We start from the raw sequence: 14,082 nt of genomic DNA on the forward strand, positions 1-14,082 counted from the left end.
CGGGGGAGCGCCCTCAGTGCCTGTCACCTTCCGGGGAGGCGGCGAGCCGGCGAGCGATTTCGATCACCGTGTCGCGGCGGCGGGCCAGGGCGGCCTGATCGCTCTCTTCGTCAAGGATGGTGCGGCACATCCTGGGCACGGCGAAGTTCCAGGCGATCAGTCCCATGATCGTGAACAGCAGGTCCTGGGCGGCGCGGACGCGCTCCTCCTCGGGAAGGTGGGCGACCACGCCTCCTTCCACGAGGTGGTGCACCTTCTGGCGGAAACCGTCACGGCGCTCCTGCTCGTTCTCGTCGGGTTCGCCGGACGCCTCGAGCGCCTCCCACAGCAGCAGCCTGATCAGCTCCGGGTGTTCCTGATACCAGTCGAACATCTGCCCGACCGACTCGGCCACCGCGTCGGGGGTGATGAAGACGGAGACGCCGACCTCTCGCAGCTTCGCCCGCACTACGGCGGCGAACAGCTTCTCCTTGCTTCCGTAGTAGAGGTAGATGGCCTGCTTGTTGGCCCTGGCGTTCGTCGCGATCCGGTCGACCCTGGCTCCCGCCAGACCGTGCAGCGCGAACTCGGCGGCGGCGGCGGCGAAGATCCGCCGTCTGGTGTCCTCCGCGTCGTAGGCCATGGAGAAATTAAACCACCCAGTTGACTTCGTGCCGCCCGGGCGGCAGGATTGATAAAACAACTGGATGGTTTATTTACTGAAAGGCTTCGCCATGAATGCTGCGTCTCCCATCCCCGTTCGTTCGCCGCTGCCCGGCTCCCTCTCCGGCGCCACCGCCGTGCTCATCGGCGCGAGCTCGGGCATCGGGCTGGCCGCGGGCGTCCTGCTGCGTTCCGTCGGCGCCAGGGTCGTGCTGGTCGGCCGCGATCCCGACCGGCTCGAGGCCGCGGTCTCCCGAGTACGGAGCGCGAGCCGGGCCGACGCCCCCGACGACGCCGTGGTGGGCGTTCCCGGCGACGGCGCAGACGAGCAGACCCTCGCCGAGGCCTTCGACCGGGCGGGCCAGGCCGACCACGTGCTCGTCACCGCCGGCGGCATCAGCGGCGCCGGCCCTGTGACCGGGCTGACGGCCGACGCCATCCGAACGACCTTCGACTCCCGCCTCGGGGCCGCCTTCGCCGCCGCCCGCGCGGCGGCGACCTGGCTTCCCGCGGGAGGCTCGCTCACGTTCAGCTCGGGGATCCTCGTGGTCCGCCCCCTTCCCGGAATGACCGCCCCCCTGGCGGTCACCGGCGCCGTGGAGACCCTCACCCGCGCGCTCGCGGTGGAGCTCGCCCCCGCACGGGTGCGCGTGAACACCGTCCGTTTCGGCCGGATCGACACCCCGCTGCTGCGCTCGCTGCCAGGGCTGGACTCCGACGAGGCGGTCGCCGCCGCCGGGGCGACCGCTCCGCTCGGCCGCTTCGGCACCGCGGAGGAAGCCGCCGCCACAGCCCTCTTCCTCATGGCCAACAACTACGTCACCGGCCAGATCATCACCGTCGACGGAGGCGAAGTCCTCAGCTGACCCGCCGGGCCCATGCCGTGACGGCGGCCCGCGCCCAGGCCTGTTCGCGCTCCTCGAACCCCTCCGCGGGGAAGGTGCCGTCCACGGCGACGTCCTCGACGGTGACGGCTTAGCCCGCGGGCGGCGCTCCGGCCTCGGGGAACGGCGGCGCCCCGGGGAAGTCCTCGACGACGGGTTTGCGCCCGCCGTACCGGTGCGAGTTGAGCTGCCGGGCCCGCTGGGTCCTGCGATGCATCGCCTCGACCCCGTCACGCACGGTTGCGCATGCCAGGCCGGCACGGCAACCCGGTTTTCCGGCGGTCTTGCAACTCAAGCTGCTTGAGATCCCATAGTGGCGGCATGGACGACAACGAGCTGTACGCCATCGGGGACGTGGCCCGCAGGACCGGGCTGAACGTCAGCGCCATCCGCTACTACTCCGACGCCGGGATCATCGCACCCACCCGCGTCACCGAGGCGGGCCACCGGCTGTACGACATCCGCGCCATTGCCCGGCTCGAACTCGTCCGCACCCTCCGCGACCTGGGCACCGGCCTGGACGACGCCCGACGGCTGCTCGACGGCGAGACGACCCTGCACGACCTCGTGGTGACGCACCTGGAGCTCGTCGAGCGTCAGGAGCGGGATCTGCGGGCCAGGCGGGCGGTGTTGCGGACGCTGGTCAAGCAGGGTGGCACGGCCGCGCAGGCCGCTCTGATGCACAAGCTCGTCTCGATGCCCGACGAGGAGCGTGAGCGGCTCGTCGACGACTTCTGGAACGAGGTCGGCGAGGGTCTCGACGTGCCGTCCGGCTTCGTCGACCGCCTGCGCACGATGCGGCCGCGGCTGCCGGAGGACCCCACCGCCGCCCAGCTCGAAGCCTGGATCGAGCTGGCAGACCTGGTCCAGGGCGAGGAGTTCCGCCGCGCGGTCCGCTCCTACCTCCAGGACACGTACGGCACCTTCCCGGGGAGCAGCCTGGCCGCCGCGCCGGTGTGGGACTTCATCCACAAGGACGGCGCGAAGATCGGGGAGGAGCTCGTGGCGGCGTACCGATCGGGGACGGCGCCGGACTCGCCACGGGCGCGGGAGCTGGTCGTCCGCATGGCGAGCGCCGTCGCCGGGGCCATGGACGCGCAGTCCACGACCGAGCAACGTGAGCGGCTGGCCAGGGCCTTCCTCCTCGTCGAGCAACTGCGGCGCGAGGACTCCCAGGAGGAGGAGCGGTACGACGCCACCCACGGCAGATACCTGTCCCTGGTGGAGCTGATCAACGACACCCCGCCCAGCACGGGCGAGGACGATCCGGCGATCTTCACGTGGATCGCCTCGGCCCTTCGCGCCTCGGCCCGGTGACCCGCGGAGTGCGCGCGGTCCGTCGCAACCCGGGGAAGCTCTGGAAAGGGCCGCGCGCTGATCTCGGCCGGGCGGCCCTGCCCTCGTCAGTCGCCGAGCAACCTCGGGGTCCACGCGCGTACGGCCGCCACCACGTCCTCCGTCAGGTGCTGGCGCAGGCTGTCGTCGGGATCGCCTGACGGGCCGATCAGGGCACCCGTCCCGTGCGAGGGGCCGGTGCAGGCGGCGAGGACGGCGGCCGCGGCCTCCGCCACCGGGCGGGTGACCCACTCCTGCACCTGGTCCCAGAGCGGTCGCATCTGAGGCGGCAGGATGTCGATCGTCATCTGCGCCGCGTTGGGCGTCGCGGCGGGTCCCGGGTCGACGGCCACGACCTGCGTGCTCTGGCCGTCCAGCCGCTTGGCGAGGTCCATCGTGTAGGCGAGGTGGGCGAGCTTCGCCCGGCCCGTCGCGGCCATGCCGTAGTAGGGCCCCGGCGGCTCCGCCTCCTCGAACACCGGCACCGCGGCCATGATGGCAGAGGAGGTCACGTTCACGATGCGGCTGGGCGCGCCGGCCTTGAGCGCGTCCAGAAGGGCTTCGGTCAGCACGTACGGCGACAGGTGGTTGAGCATCAGGCTCGCCTCGATGCCGTCGGCGCCCTCCCAGCGCCGGGTCCACATGCCGCCCACGTTGTTGACCAGCAGGTGCAGGGGCCCTTCCGCGGCCAGCCGATCCGCGAGCGCGCGGGTGCCGGACAGGGAGGAGAGGTCGGCGCGCAGGAAACGGCCCGCGGGGCGCCCTGCGACCTCCTCCAGCCGGGCCGTCGCGGCGGCGCCGCGGTCGGCGTCGCGGCCCACCACGGTGACGTCCCAGTCCCGTGCCGCCAGCCCCGCGGCCGTCTCCAGGCCGATCCCGCCGGTTCCCGCGGTCACGATCGCCTTGCGGGCATGCTCAGACATGCGTCATCCAATCAAGAGGGTGAGGGTGAACGAGCGCCACGATCGAGGTCGCGGGCCGTAAGGGCTCCGCGCCGCGGCGCCTGTCCAGGACACACCAGCCGCCGGGGGAAAGGAAGGTCCGATGTGGCAGGCCGCCATGTCGCAGCGGCATAGTCGCACGTGAGAGACTGCGCGGGTGGCCGACGTGGAGATTCGCCAGATGCGTTACTTCATCGCGGTGGCCGAGGAACGCAACTTCACCAGAGCCGCCGCCCGGCTCGCCATGACCCAGCCCGCGCTCTCACGCGCCATCCGCGCCCTGGAGCGGGACGTCGGAGCCCCACTGCTCGTCCGAGCCCCCGGTGACGTGAGCCTGACCTCCGCGGGGGAGGTCCTGCTGGGCGAGGCCAGGGGCCTGGTCTCCCAGGCCGGGCACGCCATGTCACGGGCGCGCAGGGCGGCGGGGACGCAGTCTCCGCTGACGGTGACAGGGCCCGGCTGCGACGCCTGGCTGCTCAACGAGCTCGTGCACGCGTACAACGAGACCCGGCCGCTGATGCCCGGACGTGTGGTGGTCGGCAACGCGGACGACCAGTTCGACCAGTTGCGCTCCGGCGCGGCGGACCTGGCGCTGCTGCGCGCGTCGCTCGACGACGAGACGCTGGAGAACGTGGTCCTGCTCATGGAACAGGTGCACGTGCTGCTCGCGGCGTCACATCCGCTGGCGGGCAGGGAATCGATCGCCACGGCGGACCTGGCGGACGAGCAGGTGGTGCGCTGGCGGGGAAACGACCTCCAGCGCATGGCCGCCGAGCTCTGGCCGGACGGGCTGCCGGGGCGTCCGGGGCCGGTGGTGAGCGACGGCATGCAGATGCTGGCGGTCGTCCGCCTGGGGCAGGCCGTCGTCCTGTGCACGCCCCGCGCGGCGGCGGCGACGGGATCGGCGGACGTCAGGGCCGTCCCGCTCAGCGACGGGCCGCCGGTGCCGCTACGCCTGGCCTGGCTCCGCGACCACTCCCAGGTGCGGTCCGTACGCCGGTTCGCCCACCACAGCCTGGCCGTCTGCGCGCAGCCGGGACGGGCAGGCGGCTAGGGCTCGGGCGCGATGGCCGCCAGGCGGGGGGCGAGCCGCCCGGCCATGAGGCGGTATCCGTCGGCGCTGGGATGCAGGCCGTCGGGGAGCAGGAGCTGAGCGTCGCCGGCTCCGAAGACGCCGGGCCCGTCGACGAGGTGGAGGTCGCTCTCGCCGCATCGGCGCAGCGTGGTCACGGCGTCCGTGACGGCGCCGCGGACATCGTCCAGGGTCATCATCGCCTGGTTGGGCAGCCGCTCACGACTCGGCGAGACGATCGGCGAGATCACGGCGACGGGCGCCCGCGGATGCGCGTCGCGAACCGCCTGGATGAACCCCGACACCTGGCCGGTGAGCGTCCGCGGGCCGAGACCGGCGCTGCCGTAGACGTTGATGCCAAGACACAGCGAGATCAGGTCCGCGGGCGTACGCGCGATGGCCCTGGCGGCGATGGGATCGAGGTGGCACTCCCCGGCGAAGCCGAGGCAGGTGAGGTCCCAGCCGAGGCGCCGGGCGACGAGAGCCGGCCACGTCTCGCCGGGGCCGGCGGCCGAGCGGCACTGCGTGATCGAGCTTCCGTACGTGACCCAGCGCAACCCCTTGTCGGCGGCGGTGGCGTACGTCGCGCCGTGCAGGACGAGGGGCCCGGTCCGGATCTCGCCGAACTGGGGCAACCACACCTCGACGGCCTTGGGCCCGGGCGGCAACGCGACGTGGCTCGTCGCCGCCCCCGCCGTCAGCGCCGTCCGCCGCCACAGCGCGCCGTCCACGACGACGTCCAGCGACGTCACATCGTCGTCCACCGCGTGGGTACGCAGTTCCAGAGCGGTCGCGTCGGTACGGACGACCGCGCGGACGCCGGCGGGCATCCGCGCACGCGTGACCAGGCCTGGAGCGTGGGCGGTGGCGATCCGGTCCGGTGGCAGCCGCCACGGTTGCCATGAGCCGCCCTCCTCGGTCCAGGCCAGGCAGCCCCGCCAGACGTCCGGCCGGGCGTCGGGAGCGAGCCGGATCGCCTCCACGCGAGCCGGGTCAGACCTCGGCGCCGAGCACGACGTTCCGCCAGGATTCACCGTCGGAGAGTGCGAGGCCGCGCTTGCCGGTCTTGGGATCGCGGATCATGATGATTCCTCCGGTGTGGCCGGCCGCGTCCGGCAGCGTGTCGGGCGCGTGCTCGGCCAGGGCCACCTGGTGCGCGTACACGGTTCGCATCCGCCGGTCCGCGCTGCCCAGATCGCGTGCGTTGTCGGCGGGCGGGACCAGCCCGGTGGCGCTGGAGGTCATGGAGACCAGCCCGTTGGTGTTCGTGGTCGAGCAGAGCAACTCGGTGGCGGCCGATCCCGACTGGTTGACCGGGACCACCCGCAGCCCGCCCTTGACGCCCGGGTTGGCGTTGTTGCCCTCCACGACGAACGAGCCGTAGTGGTCCTCGCCCACCGTGGGCTTCTCGGTCGAGGTGCTGACCACCTTCGCCGCCGCTCCCAGCGGCTGGGCGACCTCCATCCGGTTGAACCGGCCCGGTTCGGCCTGCACGAACGAGTCGGCCGCCACCGGGCCCGCGACCAGCGGCACGTGCGCAGAGGCGTTGCCGATGACGTGTGACTCGTGCAGCCCGCCCGTGGTCATGATCGGCGGGCGGTCGGCGGGGTCGGCCGAGATGACGTTGCCGATGACGCTGAACGCGCTCGCCTTCCCGGCCACCCTGATCGCGGCGGCATCGGATTTGCCGTCGAGGTTCCAGTGGTCGAACGAGTTGTTCGCGATGGTGATCTTGCTGGCGTCGTTCTCGAACCGGATCGGGGAGTGGTTGAGCCAGTTGAAGGTGTTCCCGCTGATGGTGACGTTCTGCGCCTTGACGCCGCTGGAGAACTGGATGGCGCTCGGGCCGTCGTTCAGCGGCGGTTCGAGCCCGCCGAGGACGTTGTCGGCGATGGTCAGGTTGTGGCCCCCGCTGGTGATCTCGATGATCGGCCCGTTGTCGCCCTTCTCCACCATGTTGCCGCTGATGGTGGAGTTGGTGAGGCTGCCGATCAGCAGGCGCCGGCCGATGTCGAGCAGGTTGCCCTGGATGATCGCGCCGCGGAAGTCGGCGTCCTCGGCTCCCTCGGTGACGATGGCCTGGAACGGGCTGTGGAAGTGGTTGTTGGTGATGAGCCACTTGCGCAACCCGTACGGCGGGACGTGCACGCCGCCGCCGTCGACGCCCTCGGTGGGCCAGGCGAGGCTGATGCCGGTGGTGCAGAGGGCGACGAGGTTGTGCGAGAAGTACAGCCCGCGGCCGACGTGCTCGACGGCGAGCTTGAACGAGATGAACGTGCACTGCAGGATGGCGGCGTCGGTGTCGTCGGTGTTGACTTCGCCGGCGAAGCGCAGCGCCCGGTTGTTCTCGGTCTTGGCGGGGGCGACGAAGGCAAGGCCGTGAATCGCGGCGAGCGAGCACCGCACGTCGATGCCCACGCCGTCGTGCTCCACCTGGATGATGGACGCGCGGTTCGTCATGGTGCTGTAACCGCGCAGCTGGATGCGGTTGTAGTTCTCGCCGGGCTGGTCGGGGATGACGATGGTCCGGGTGATCCGGTAGGTGCCCGGCGGGAAGACGACGATCCGGTACTGCGTGCGCTGGGCGTTGATGGCCTGCTCGATGGCCTCGGTGTCGTCGTGCTTCCCGTCGGCCAGCGCGCCGAACTGCTGGGGCGTGACGATCTCCGGCGGGTCCGCGGTCGTGGCGGCCACGGGGGAGGCCCTCCATGACGCGGTGGCCGCGGCCGCGCCCAGTGCCGCACCGCCGATCCGTAAAAGCGCTCGACGATCGGTGCCCTCGGGCATGGCCTCTACCTCCTGTGATGTGAGTTGATACGTATAGATCGTGGATCGTACAGACGTCATATGCGGCTTACAAGAGGCGGAAGATGCCCGTTCTACGCCTGCTTTGCGACACCTCGACGTAATCTTGGGGAAATTTGCCCCTTGTGTGCACCCCCTCCGGGTCCCTAGAGTGCCTTGGAGTCGTTACGTATTAGTCAAGTGGATCGCCATGCGCAAACGAGCGGGGCCCCGTCGCCCCACCCAAGTCGAGATCGCCCAGCGGGCCGGAGTCTCCCAGGCCACGGTCTCCCTCGTGCTCAACGGGGGCCCGGGCGGGCCCGTGGCCGAGGAGACCCGCCGACGGGTCCAGCAGGCGATCGAAGAGCTGGGGTACGCCGTCAACCCCGCGGCCCGCGCACTGCGCGGGATGACCGTCAAGACCATCGGGCTCTACACGTTCGAATCGGTGTTCCCGGTCGACCAGCGAGACTTCTACCACCCGTTCCTGCTCGGAGTGGAGGAGGAGGCGGCGCGGCTCGGCTACGACCTGCTGCTGTTCACCTCGGCCAACACCGCCCAGGGCGGGGTCTACGCCAGAGGACGCAACGCGCTGCTGAAGGCCGACGGCTGCGTCCTGCTGGGCCGGCACATCTCACGTGACGACCTGGCGAACCTGGCCAAGGAGAACTTCCCGTTCGTCTTCATCGGCCGGCGCGACATAGAGGGGACGGAGCTGTCCTACGTCGCCCCCGACTACGTCACCCCGACCGCGGCCCTCGTGGAGGAGCTGGCCGCCCTCGGACACCAGCGGATCCTGCTCCTGCGGCAGACCGACGGCGCCGAACCGGGCGACGATCGCGAGCTCGGCCTGCGGCAGGGGGCGCAGGCCGCGGGCCTGCGCCCCGATGACCTCGTCGTCGAGTTCTCCTCTGGCGCCGAGGACATCGGCACGGACCGGGTCGCCGGCTGGGTCCGGGAGGGGATCACGGCGGTCGTGGTCGAGCCCTCCGAGGACAACGCCACCGGCCTCGCCCTGGCCGACGTCGCCGAGGCGGCCGGCCTGCGCATCCCGGACCACCTGTCGGTCGCCTTCCTCGGCTCCGCACCGCCGCCGACCGCGACCAGGATCTGGACGTCGTTCGAGATACCACGGGTGGAGATCGGCCGGGCCGCGGTGCAGCTGCTGGTCAACCTGCTCGAAGGCGCGGAGCAGCCGCCCCTCCAGCTGGTCGTGCCGTGCACGGACGTGCGCGGCAACTCGATCAGCCGGGTGGTGCGGCGATGACCAGGTACGCGTTGCGCACGGCGGCGACCGGCGTCCTGATCATCTTCGGGGCCGCCACCCTGGTGTTCTTCATCATGCGGGCCGCCCCCGGGGACCAGGCTCTAGTGCTGCTCGGACCGGATGCCACGGCGGCCGAGGTGGCGGCCGCCCGGACCCGGCTCGGCCTGGACCAGCCGCTGCCGATCCAGTACTGGCACTACCTGACCCAGCTGGCGACGCTCGACTTCGGAGAGTCCTACCGCTTCGGGCGGCCGGCGGTCGAGCTGGTGCTGTCCCGGCTGCCCGCCTCGGTGGAGCTCACCCTGACCGCGACCGTCATAGCGATGGCGGGCGTCGTGCTCGGCGCCCTGGCCGGCGCCCATCGCGGCCGGTGGATCGACCGCGGGATCTCCGGTTTCGCCCTGACCCTCTACTCCATGCCGCCGTTCTGGATCGGGATCATGCTGATCCTGGTGATGGCGTTGCAGCTCCGGCTGCTCCCCAGCGCCGGCGTCGGCACCCCGGCGCACATCGTGCTCCCGGCGCTCACGCTCGCGGCCCCCTTCACCGCGCTCCTCACCCGGATCACCCGGAGCAGCGTCGCCGACACCATGGCGGAGCCCTACGTGCAGCGGGCGTACGCCAAAGGCCTCAGCACACGCGAAGTGGTGACCGGACACGTGGTACGCAACGCGGCGACCCCCGTGGTGACCGTGGGGGCGCTGCACGTGAGCACGCTGCTGGGCGGCGCGGTGATCGTGGAGAGCGTCTTCACCTGGCCCGGCCTCGGCTCGTTGCTGGTGACGGCGGTCACCAACCGCGACTACTCGATCGTGCAGGCCGCCGTGCTCCTCATCGCGGTCATCGTGGTCTGCTGCAACGTCGCGGCGGACCTGATCGCCGCCCGGCTCGATCCGCGAGTACGGCTGGGGGCACGCGCATGAGTGCGATAACCGTCCGGCCGCGGTTGTGGCCCGTCCGCCTGAGGTCCACGCCGACTGTCGCCACGATCGCCACCGTCGTGCTCGCCGGCTACCTGCTCGTCGGCCTGATCGGCCCGTTGCTGATCGCGTACGACCCGGTGGCGACCAGCGTGGCGGACCGGCTGCTGCCGATCGGGGCGGCGCGAGCGGATGGCACGGTCGCCCTGCTGGGCACCGACGGCGCCGGCCGCGACATGCTCGGCCAGCTCGTCTACGGCGCCAGGACGTCGATCATCATCGGGATCTCCGTGGTGGCCGCCTGCCTGGCGGTGGGGCTGGTCTTCGGGACGCTCGCCGGTTACCTCGCCGGCTGGACCGACGTCGCGATCTCCCGGCTGATCGACGTCCTGATGGCCTTCCCCGGCATCCTGCTGGCGATCGTGATCGCCGGCCTCTTCGAGCGCGGCATGCTCGTCGTGGTCCTGGCGTTGTCGGTGGCCGGCTGGGTCGGCTTCGCCAGGCTCGCCCGTGGCCTCACCCTCTCGCTGCGCGAACGGCCCTATGTCGACGCGGCGCGGCTGATCGGGGTCGCCACCCCGGTCGTGATCATCCGGCACGTCATCCCGTTCGTCATCGGCCCGGTGACCGCGTTGGCGACCACGGAGTTCGCCGGCGCGGTGCTGTCCGAGGCCGGACTCAGCTTCCTGGGCCTCGGCCTGCCCTCGGCCACGGTCTCCTGGGGCCAGGTCATCGCTCATGGCAAGGACTATCTGGACACCGCCTGGTGGATCTCCGCGCTACCGGGGCTGGCGCTGACCGGCCTCGTGGTGAGCACGGGCCTGCTCGGCGACCATCTCACCCAGCGTCTCGGCGCCAGCCGCTGACGGCTCAGCCAATGTCAGGAAGGATTCCCATGAGGCCCGTTCGGCTTCGTCGTGCGGTGGCCCTCGCCGCCGCGACAGCATCCATCGTCGGGCTGGTGGCTTGCAGCACCACCACCGGCGGCTCGCCGACCGGTGGCGCCGTGCAGCAGGAGCTGGCCGTCGCCGTCTGGACGCCGATCGAGAATCTCGACCCGCACGGCGCGTCCGCGATGGACAACGGCACCCAGGTGGCGGCCAAGGCGATCTTCAGCGCGCTGGTCCGCACGGCGGGGAAGGGCTCGTTCGAGGGCGTGCTCGCCGAGTCGTGGCAGGCCAACGAGGACGCCACGGAATGGACGTTCACGTTGCGGAACAACGTCAAGTTCTCCGACGGCACGCCGGTCACCAGCGCCGACGTCGTCGCCTCCTTCGAGCGGCTGCTGGCGCTCAAGGGCGCGATGGCCAGTAACTATGCCGGCCACAAGGCCAAGGAGAGCGGTGCGAACAAGGTCGTCATCACGGCCAAGGAGCCTGATCCCGCGCTGCTCGGCAAGCTCATCACCTTCTACGTCACCCCCGCCGCGCACCAGGACGGCGATTGGGCCAAGCCGATCGGCTCCGGCCCGTTCGTCGTCGAGAAGTTCACGCCGGGCCAGAGCCTGGTGCTCGCCCCCAACCCCGGCCACTGGCGCGGCAAGCCGGCGCTGAACCGCCTGGAACTGCGCAGCATCCAGGAGATGGCGGCGCGGATGACCGCGCTGAAGACCGGCGAGGTGGATCTGACATGGGCGGTCCCCGACGATCAGTTGCCCGGTCTGAAGGGCGACTCCGATCTCGTGGTCGAGAAGGACTCGGGCAGCGGCGTCATCACCATGTGGATGAACGGCTCGGAGAAGGGCCTCAAGGAGGCCGCTGTCCGGCGCGCGCTGTGGCAGGCGGTCGACTTCGCCACCATCATCAAGTCGCTCTTCCCCGAGACGGGTTCGCCGGCGAACTCCGTGGTGACCCCCAACGTGCTCGGCTACGCGCCGCAGACTCCGGTGACGTACGACCCGGCCGCGGCCAAGAAGGCGCTGGACGACGCCGGCTGGGACTACGACCAGACGATTCAGATGCAGTTCTCCCAGCCGCAGTTCCAGCAGTTCGCCGACGCGGTGGCGAGCGACCTCGCGAAGATCGGGGTCAAGGCCGAGCCCACCCAGAAGGAGGCGGCGGTCTTCCTGCAGGATCTGCTGGCGCTGAAGTGGGATCTGAACATCCAGCAGCTCGGCACCGCCGGCTTCGACGCGGCGACCAGCCTCGGCCGGTTGTACACCTGCGCGGCCAAGCGCACGGGCTACTGCAACCCCGACCTCGACAAGCTGCTGGCCCAGGCGGGCTCGACCAGCGACACCGCCAAGCGCCAGGAGTTGTACGCGCAGGCCAACAAGGTCATCTGGGATGACGCGGTCGGTATGTACCCCATGTTCGTGCGAAACCTGTACGTCCGGAACAAGTCCGTGCAGGGCCTCGCCATTCCCCCGGACCTCACGCCGGACTTCTCCACCGTCCGGATCGGCAACGGCGCATCATGAACCGCTCCTCGAACGTCACCGATCCGGTGCCGGCGGAGCTCGACCCGGAGCAGGCGCCGCTGCTCCAGGTCGAGCACGTGTCCATCGACCTGCCCGGCCCGTCCGGGCCGGTCCGCGTGGTGGACGACGTCTCGTTCACCGTCGCCGCGGGCCGGACCACCGGCCTGATCGGCGAGTCGGGCAGCGGCAAGACGATGACGGCGAGCGCGATCATCGGCCTGCTGCCGGCCGGCGCGGCGGTCTCCGGTCGGCTGCTGTGGCACGGCGAGGACATGGCCGCCATGGCGGAGCAGGACCGCCGCCGGCTGCGCGGGCGCGGCATCGCCATGATCTTCCAGGACCCCCAGGCGGCGCTGGACCCGACGCAGACGATCGGCCGGCAGATCGGCGAGATCCTGCGGCGCGGCGGGATGCCCGCGAAGGAGGTGCGCAGAACCGTGATCGACCTGCTCGACCGGGTGGGCGTCCCGGACCCGGAGAAGCGGCACGCGCAATATCCCCACCAGTATTCGGGCGGGCTGCGACAGCGGGCCATGGTGGCGACGGCGCTCGCCGGCTCGCCGGAGCTCATCCTCGCCGACGAACCGACGACGGCGCTCGACGTCACCGTGCAGGCCCGCATCCTCGCCCTGCTGAGGCGCGTCCGCGACGAGGAGGGCATGGCCATGCTGCTGGTCAGCCACGACCTGCGGGTGATGGCACACGTGGCGGACGAGGTCGTCGTCATGTACGCCGGCCGCATCTGCGAGGTCGGCAGCGGCCGGGAAGTGCTCAACAGCCCGGCGCACCCGTACACGCGGGCGCTCGTGGTGAGCGTCCCCGCCGTACGCAGCAAGACGGCCATCGCCGAGCCGCTGCCGGGCAGCCCGGCGAGCCCGGCGGAACGCCCGAGCGGATGCCCCTTCCACCCGCGGTGCGCCAAGGCGCAGGCCCGGTGCGCGAGCGAGGTGCCGCTGATGCGGCAGGTCGCCGCCGGCCGGCAGGTCGCCTGTCACTTCCCGGAGGAGACGTGAGCGCATCGGCTCTGGTCGAGGTCAGCGACCTCGTGGTCAACTTCCACACCCGGCGAGAGCGCAGGCGCGGCACCGCGCCGAACGCCGTCGACGGCGTCTCCTTCGCCCTCCGCCCTGACGAGACCCTGGCGATCGTCGGGGAGTCCGGCTCGGGCAAGACCACGGTCGCCCGCTGCGTCGTCGGGCTCCAGGCACACCAGGAAGGCGCGGTCCTGTTCGACGGGGCTCCGGTCGGCCCGGTGGCGAAGCGGTCACCGGCGACCCGGCGGGCGATCCAGATGGTCTTCCAGGACCCGGCCGCCTCGCTCAATCCCCGGATGAGCGTCCGGTCCATCATCGCCGAGACCTGGCGGACCCACCCTTCGGCCGCTCCGGACGGCCGCTCATGGGATGCCGCGATCGGCGAGCTGCTCGCGGACGTCGGCCTCGACGCCGACGTCGCCACCCGGCGGCCCACGGCCCTGTCCGGCGGGCAGTGCCAGCGGGTCAGCATCGCCCGCGCGCTCGCCCTGCGTCCTCGGCTGCTCGTCTGCGACGAAGCCGTCTCGGCGCTCGACGTCTCGGTGCAGTCGCAGATCCTGCGGCTGCTGGCCGGCCTGCGCGCCGCCCGCGGGCTCGCCATCCTCTTCATCACCCACGACCTCGGGGTGGTCCGGCAGATCGCGGACCGGGTGGCGGTCATGCACCAGGGCAGCCTGGTCGAGACGGCGACCGCCGACGACCTGTTCGAGCGGCCCGGCCATCCGTACACCAGGAAACTTCTCGACGCCGCCCTTGACCTCGAGGGCGCCTGAATTCACATGCA

General features: G+C 71.3%; 14 protein-coding genes. 9 read left to right on the forward strand and 5 right to left on the reverse strand.

The annotated features are described in order from the left end of the window. Positions 1 to 13 precede the first annotated feature (13 nt). Complete coding sequence (locus tag ABGB01_RS34985; RefSeq protein WP_347777852.1) at positions 14 to 622, reverse strand: TetR family transcriptional regulator; 609 nt, start codon at positions 620 to 622, stop codon at positions 14 to 16. A gap of 91 nt (positions 623 to 713) precedes the next feature. Here ABGB01_RS34985 and ABGB01_RS34990 point away from each other — a divergent pair, with 91 nt between their 5' ends. Next, complete coding sequence (locus ABGB01_RS34990) at positions 714 to 1,508, forward strand: SDR family oxidoreductase (RefSeq protein WP_347623061.1); 795 nt, start codon at positions 714 to 716, stop codon at positions 1,506 to 1,508. 109 nt (positions 1,509 to 1,617) lie between these two features. On the opposite strand, the gene ABGB01_RS34995 is transcribed toward ABGB01_RS34990, so the two are convergent. After that, on the reverse strand, positions 1,618 to 1,764 hold the full coding sequence (locus ABGB01_RS34995) for a hypothetical protein (protein WP_347623062.1): 147 nt from the start codon (positions 1,762 to 1,764) through the stop codon (positions 1,618 to 1,620). An 83-nt stretch (positions 1,765 to 1,847) separates the two neighbouring features. On the opposite strand from ABGB01_RS34995, the gene ABGB01_RS35000 reads away from it, so the two are divergent. Then, positions 1,848 to 2,843, forward strand: coding sequence for a MerR family transcriptional regulator (locus tag ABGB01_RS35000; protein WP_347777853.1), 996 nt, complete (start codon positions 1,848 to 1,850; stop codon positions 2,841 to 2,843). An 86-nt stretch (positions 2,844 to 2,929) separates the two neighbouring features. On the opposite strand, the gene ABGB01_RS35005 is transcribed toward ABGB01_RS35000, so the two are convergent. Next, the gene (locus tag ABGB01_RS35005; protein ID WP_347777854.1) at positions 2,930 to 3,784 is read right to left on the reverse strand and encodes an SDR family NAD(P)-dependent oxidoreductase; all 855 of its coding nucleotides are present in this window, start codon (positions 3,782 to 3,784) and stop codon (positions 2,930 to 2,932) included. 175 nt (positions 3,785 to 3,959) lie between these two features. Here ABGB01_RS35005 and ABGB01_RS35010 point away from each other — a divergent pair, with 175 nt between their 5' ends. After that, positions 3,960 to 4,856 (forward strand): LysR family transcriptional regulator, encoded by an 897-nt coding sequence (locus ABGB01_RS35010; RefSeq protein ID WP_347777855.1) that lies wholly within the window; start codon positions 3,960 to 3,962, stop codon positions 4,854 to 4,856. Here ABGB01_RS35010 and ABGB01_RS35015 read toward each other — a convergent pair. Next, a complete protein-coding gene (locus tag ABGB01_RS35015; protein WP_347777856.1) occupies positions 4,853 to 5,857 on the reverse strand; it encodes a GDSL-type esterase/lipase family protein in 1,005 nt (334 codons plus the stop codon). The genes ABGB01_RS35010 and ABGB01_RS35015 overlap by 4 nt on opposite strands. Positions 5,858 to 5,867: 10 nt before the next feature. Beyond that, positions 5,868 to 7,568 carry a glycosyl hydrolase family 28-related protein gene (locus tag ABGB01_RS35020; protein ID WP_347777857.1) on the reverse strand — a complete coding sequence of 567 codons (1,701 nt, stop codon included), beginning with the start codon at positions 7,566 to 7,568 and terminating at the stop codon, positions 5,868 to 5,870. Between the two features lie 301 nt (positions 7,569 to 7,869). Between ABGB01_RS35020 and ABGB01_RS35025 the strand changes: the two genes are divergently transcribed. Genes ABGB01_RS35025 through ABGB01_RS35050 form a run of 6 tightly spaced genes read left to right on the forward strand, consistent with a single transcriptional unit; the run spans position 7,870 to position 14,071 of the window. Beyond that, a complete protein-coding gene (locus ABGB01_RS35025) occupies positions 7,870 to 8,925 on the forward strand; it encodes a LacI family DNA-binding transcriptional regulator (RefSeq protein ID WP_347777858.1) in 1,056 nt (351 codons plus the stop codon). Next, the gene (locus ABGB01_RS35030) at positions 8,922 to 9,848 is read left to right on the forward strand and encodes an ABC transporter permease (RefSeq protein WP_347777859.1); all 927 of its coding nucleotides are present in this window, start codon (positions 8,922 to 8,924) and stop codon (positions 9,846 to 9,848) included. The genes ABGB01_RS35025 and ABGB01_RS35030 overlap by 4 nt, the downstream gene beginning before the upstream one ends. Beyond that, on the forward strand, positions 9,845 to 10,711 hold the full coding sequence (locus ABGB01_RS35035) for an ABC transporter permease (RefSeq protein WP_347777860.1): 867 nt from the start codon (positions 9,845 to 9,847) through the stop codon (positions 10,709 to 10,711). The genes ABGB01_RS35030 and ABGB01_RS35035 overlap by 4 nt, the downstream gene beginning before the upstream one ends. Before the next feature lie 29 nt (positions 10,712 to 10,740). Next, entirely contained in the window at positions 10,741 to 12,264 is a 1,524-nt protein-coding gene (locus ABGB01_RS35040; protein WP_347777861.1) for an ABC transporter substrate-binding protein, read from the forward strand. Next, complete coding sequence (locus ABGB01_RS35045; RefSeq protein ID WP_347777862.1) at positions 12,261 to 13,277, forward strand: ABC transporter ATP-binding protein; 1,017 nt, start codon at positions 12,261 to 12,263, stop codon at positions 13,275 to 13,277. The genes ABGB01_RS35040 and ABGB01_RS35045 overlap by 4 nt, the downstream gene beginning before the upstream one ends. After that, the gene (locus ABGB01_RS35050) at positions 13,274 to 14,071 is read left to right on the forward strand and encodes an ATP-binding cassette domain-containing protein (RefSeq protein ID WP_347777863.1); all 798 of its coding nucleotides are present in this window, start codon (positions 13,274 to 13,276) and stop codon (positions 14,069 to 14,071) included. The genes ABGB01_RS35045 and ABGB01_RS35050 overlap by 4 nt, the downstream gene beginning before the upstream one ends. Positions 14,072 to 14,082: the final 11 nt, after the last annotated feature.

This window comes from Nonomuraea sp. B5E05 (assembly GCF_039880665.1).
Taxonomy (GTDB): domain Bacteria; phylum Actinomycetota; class Actinomycetes; order Streptosporangiales; family Streptosporangiaceae; genus Nonomuraea.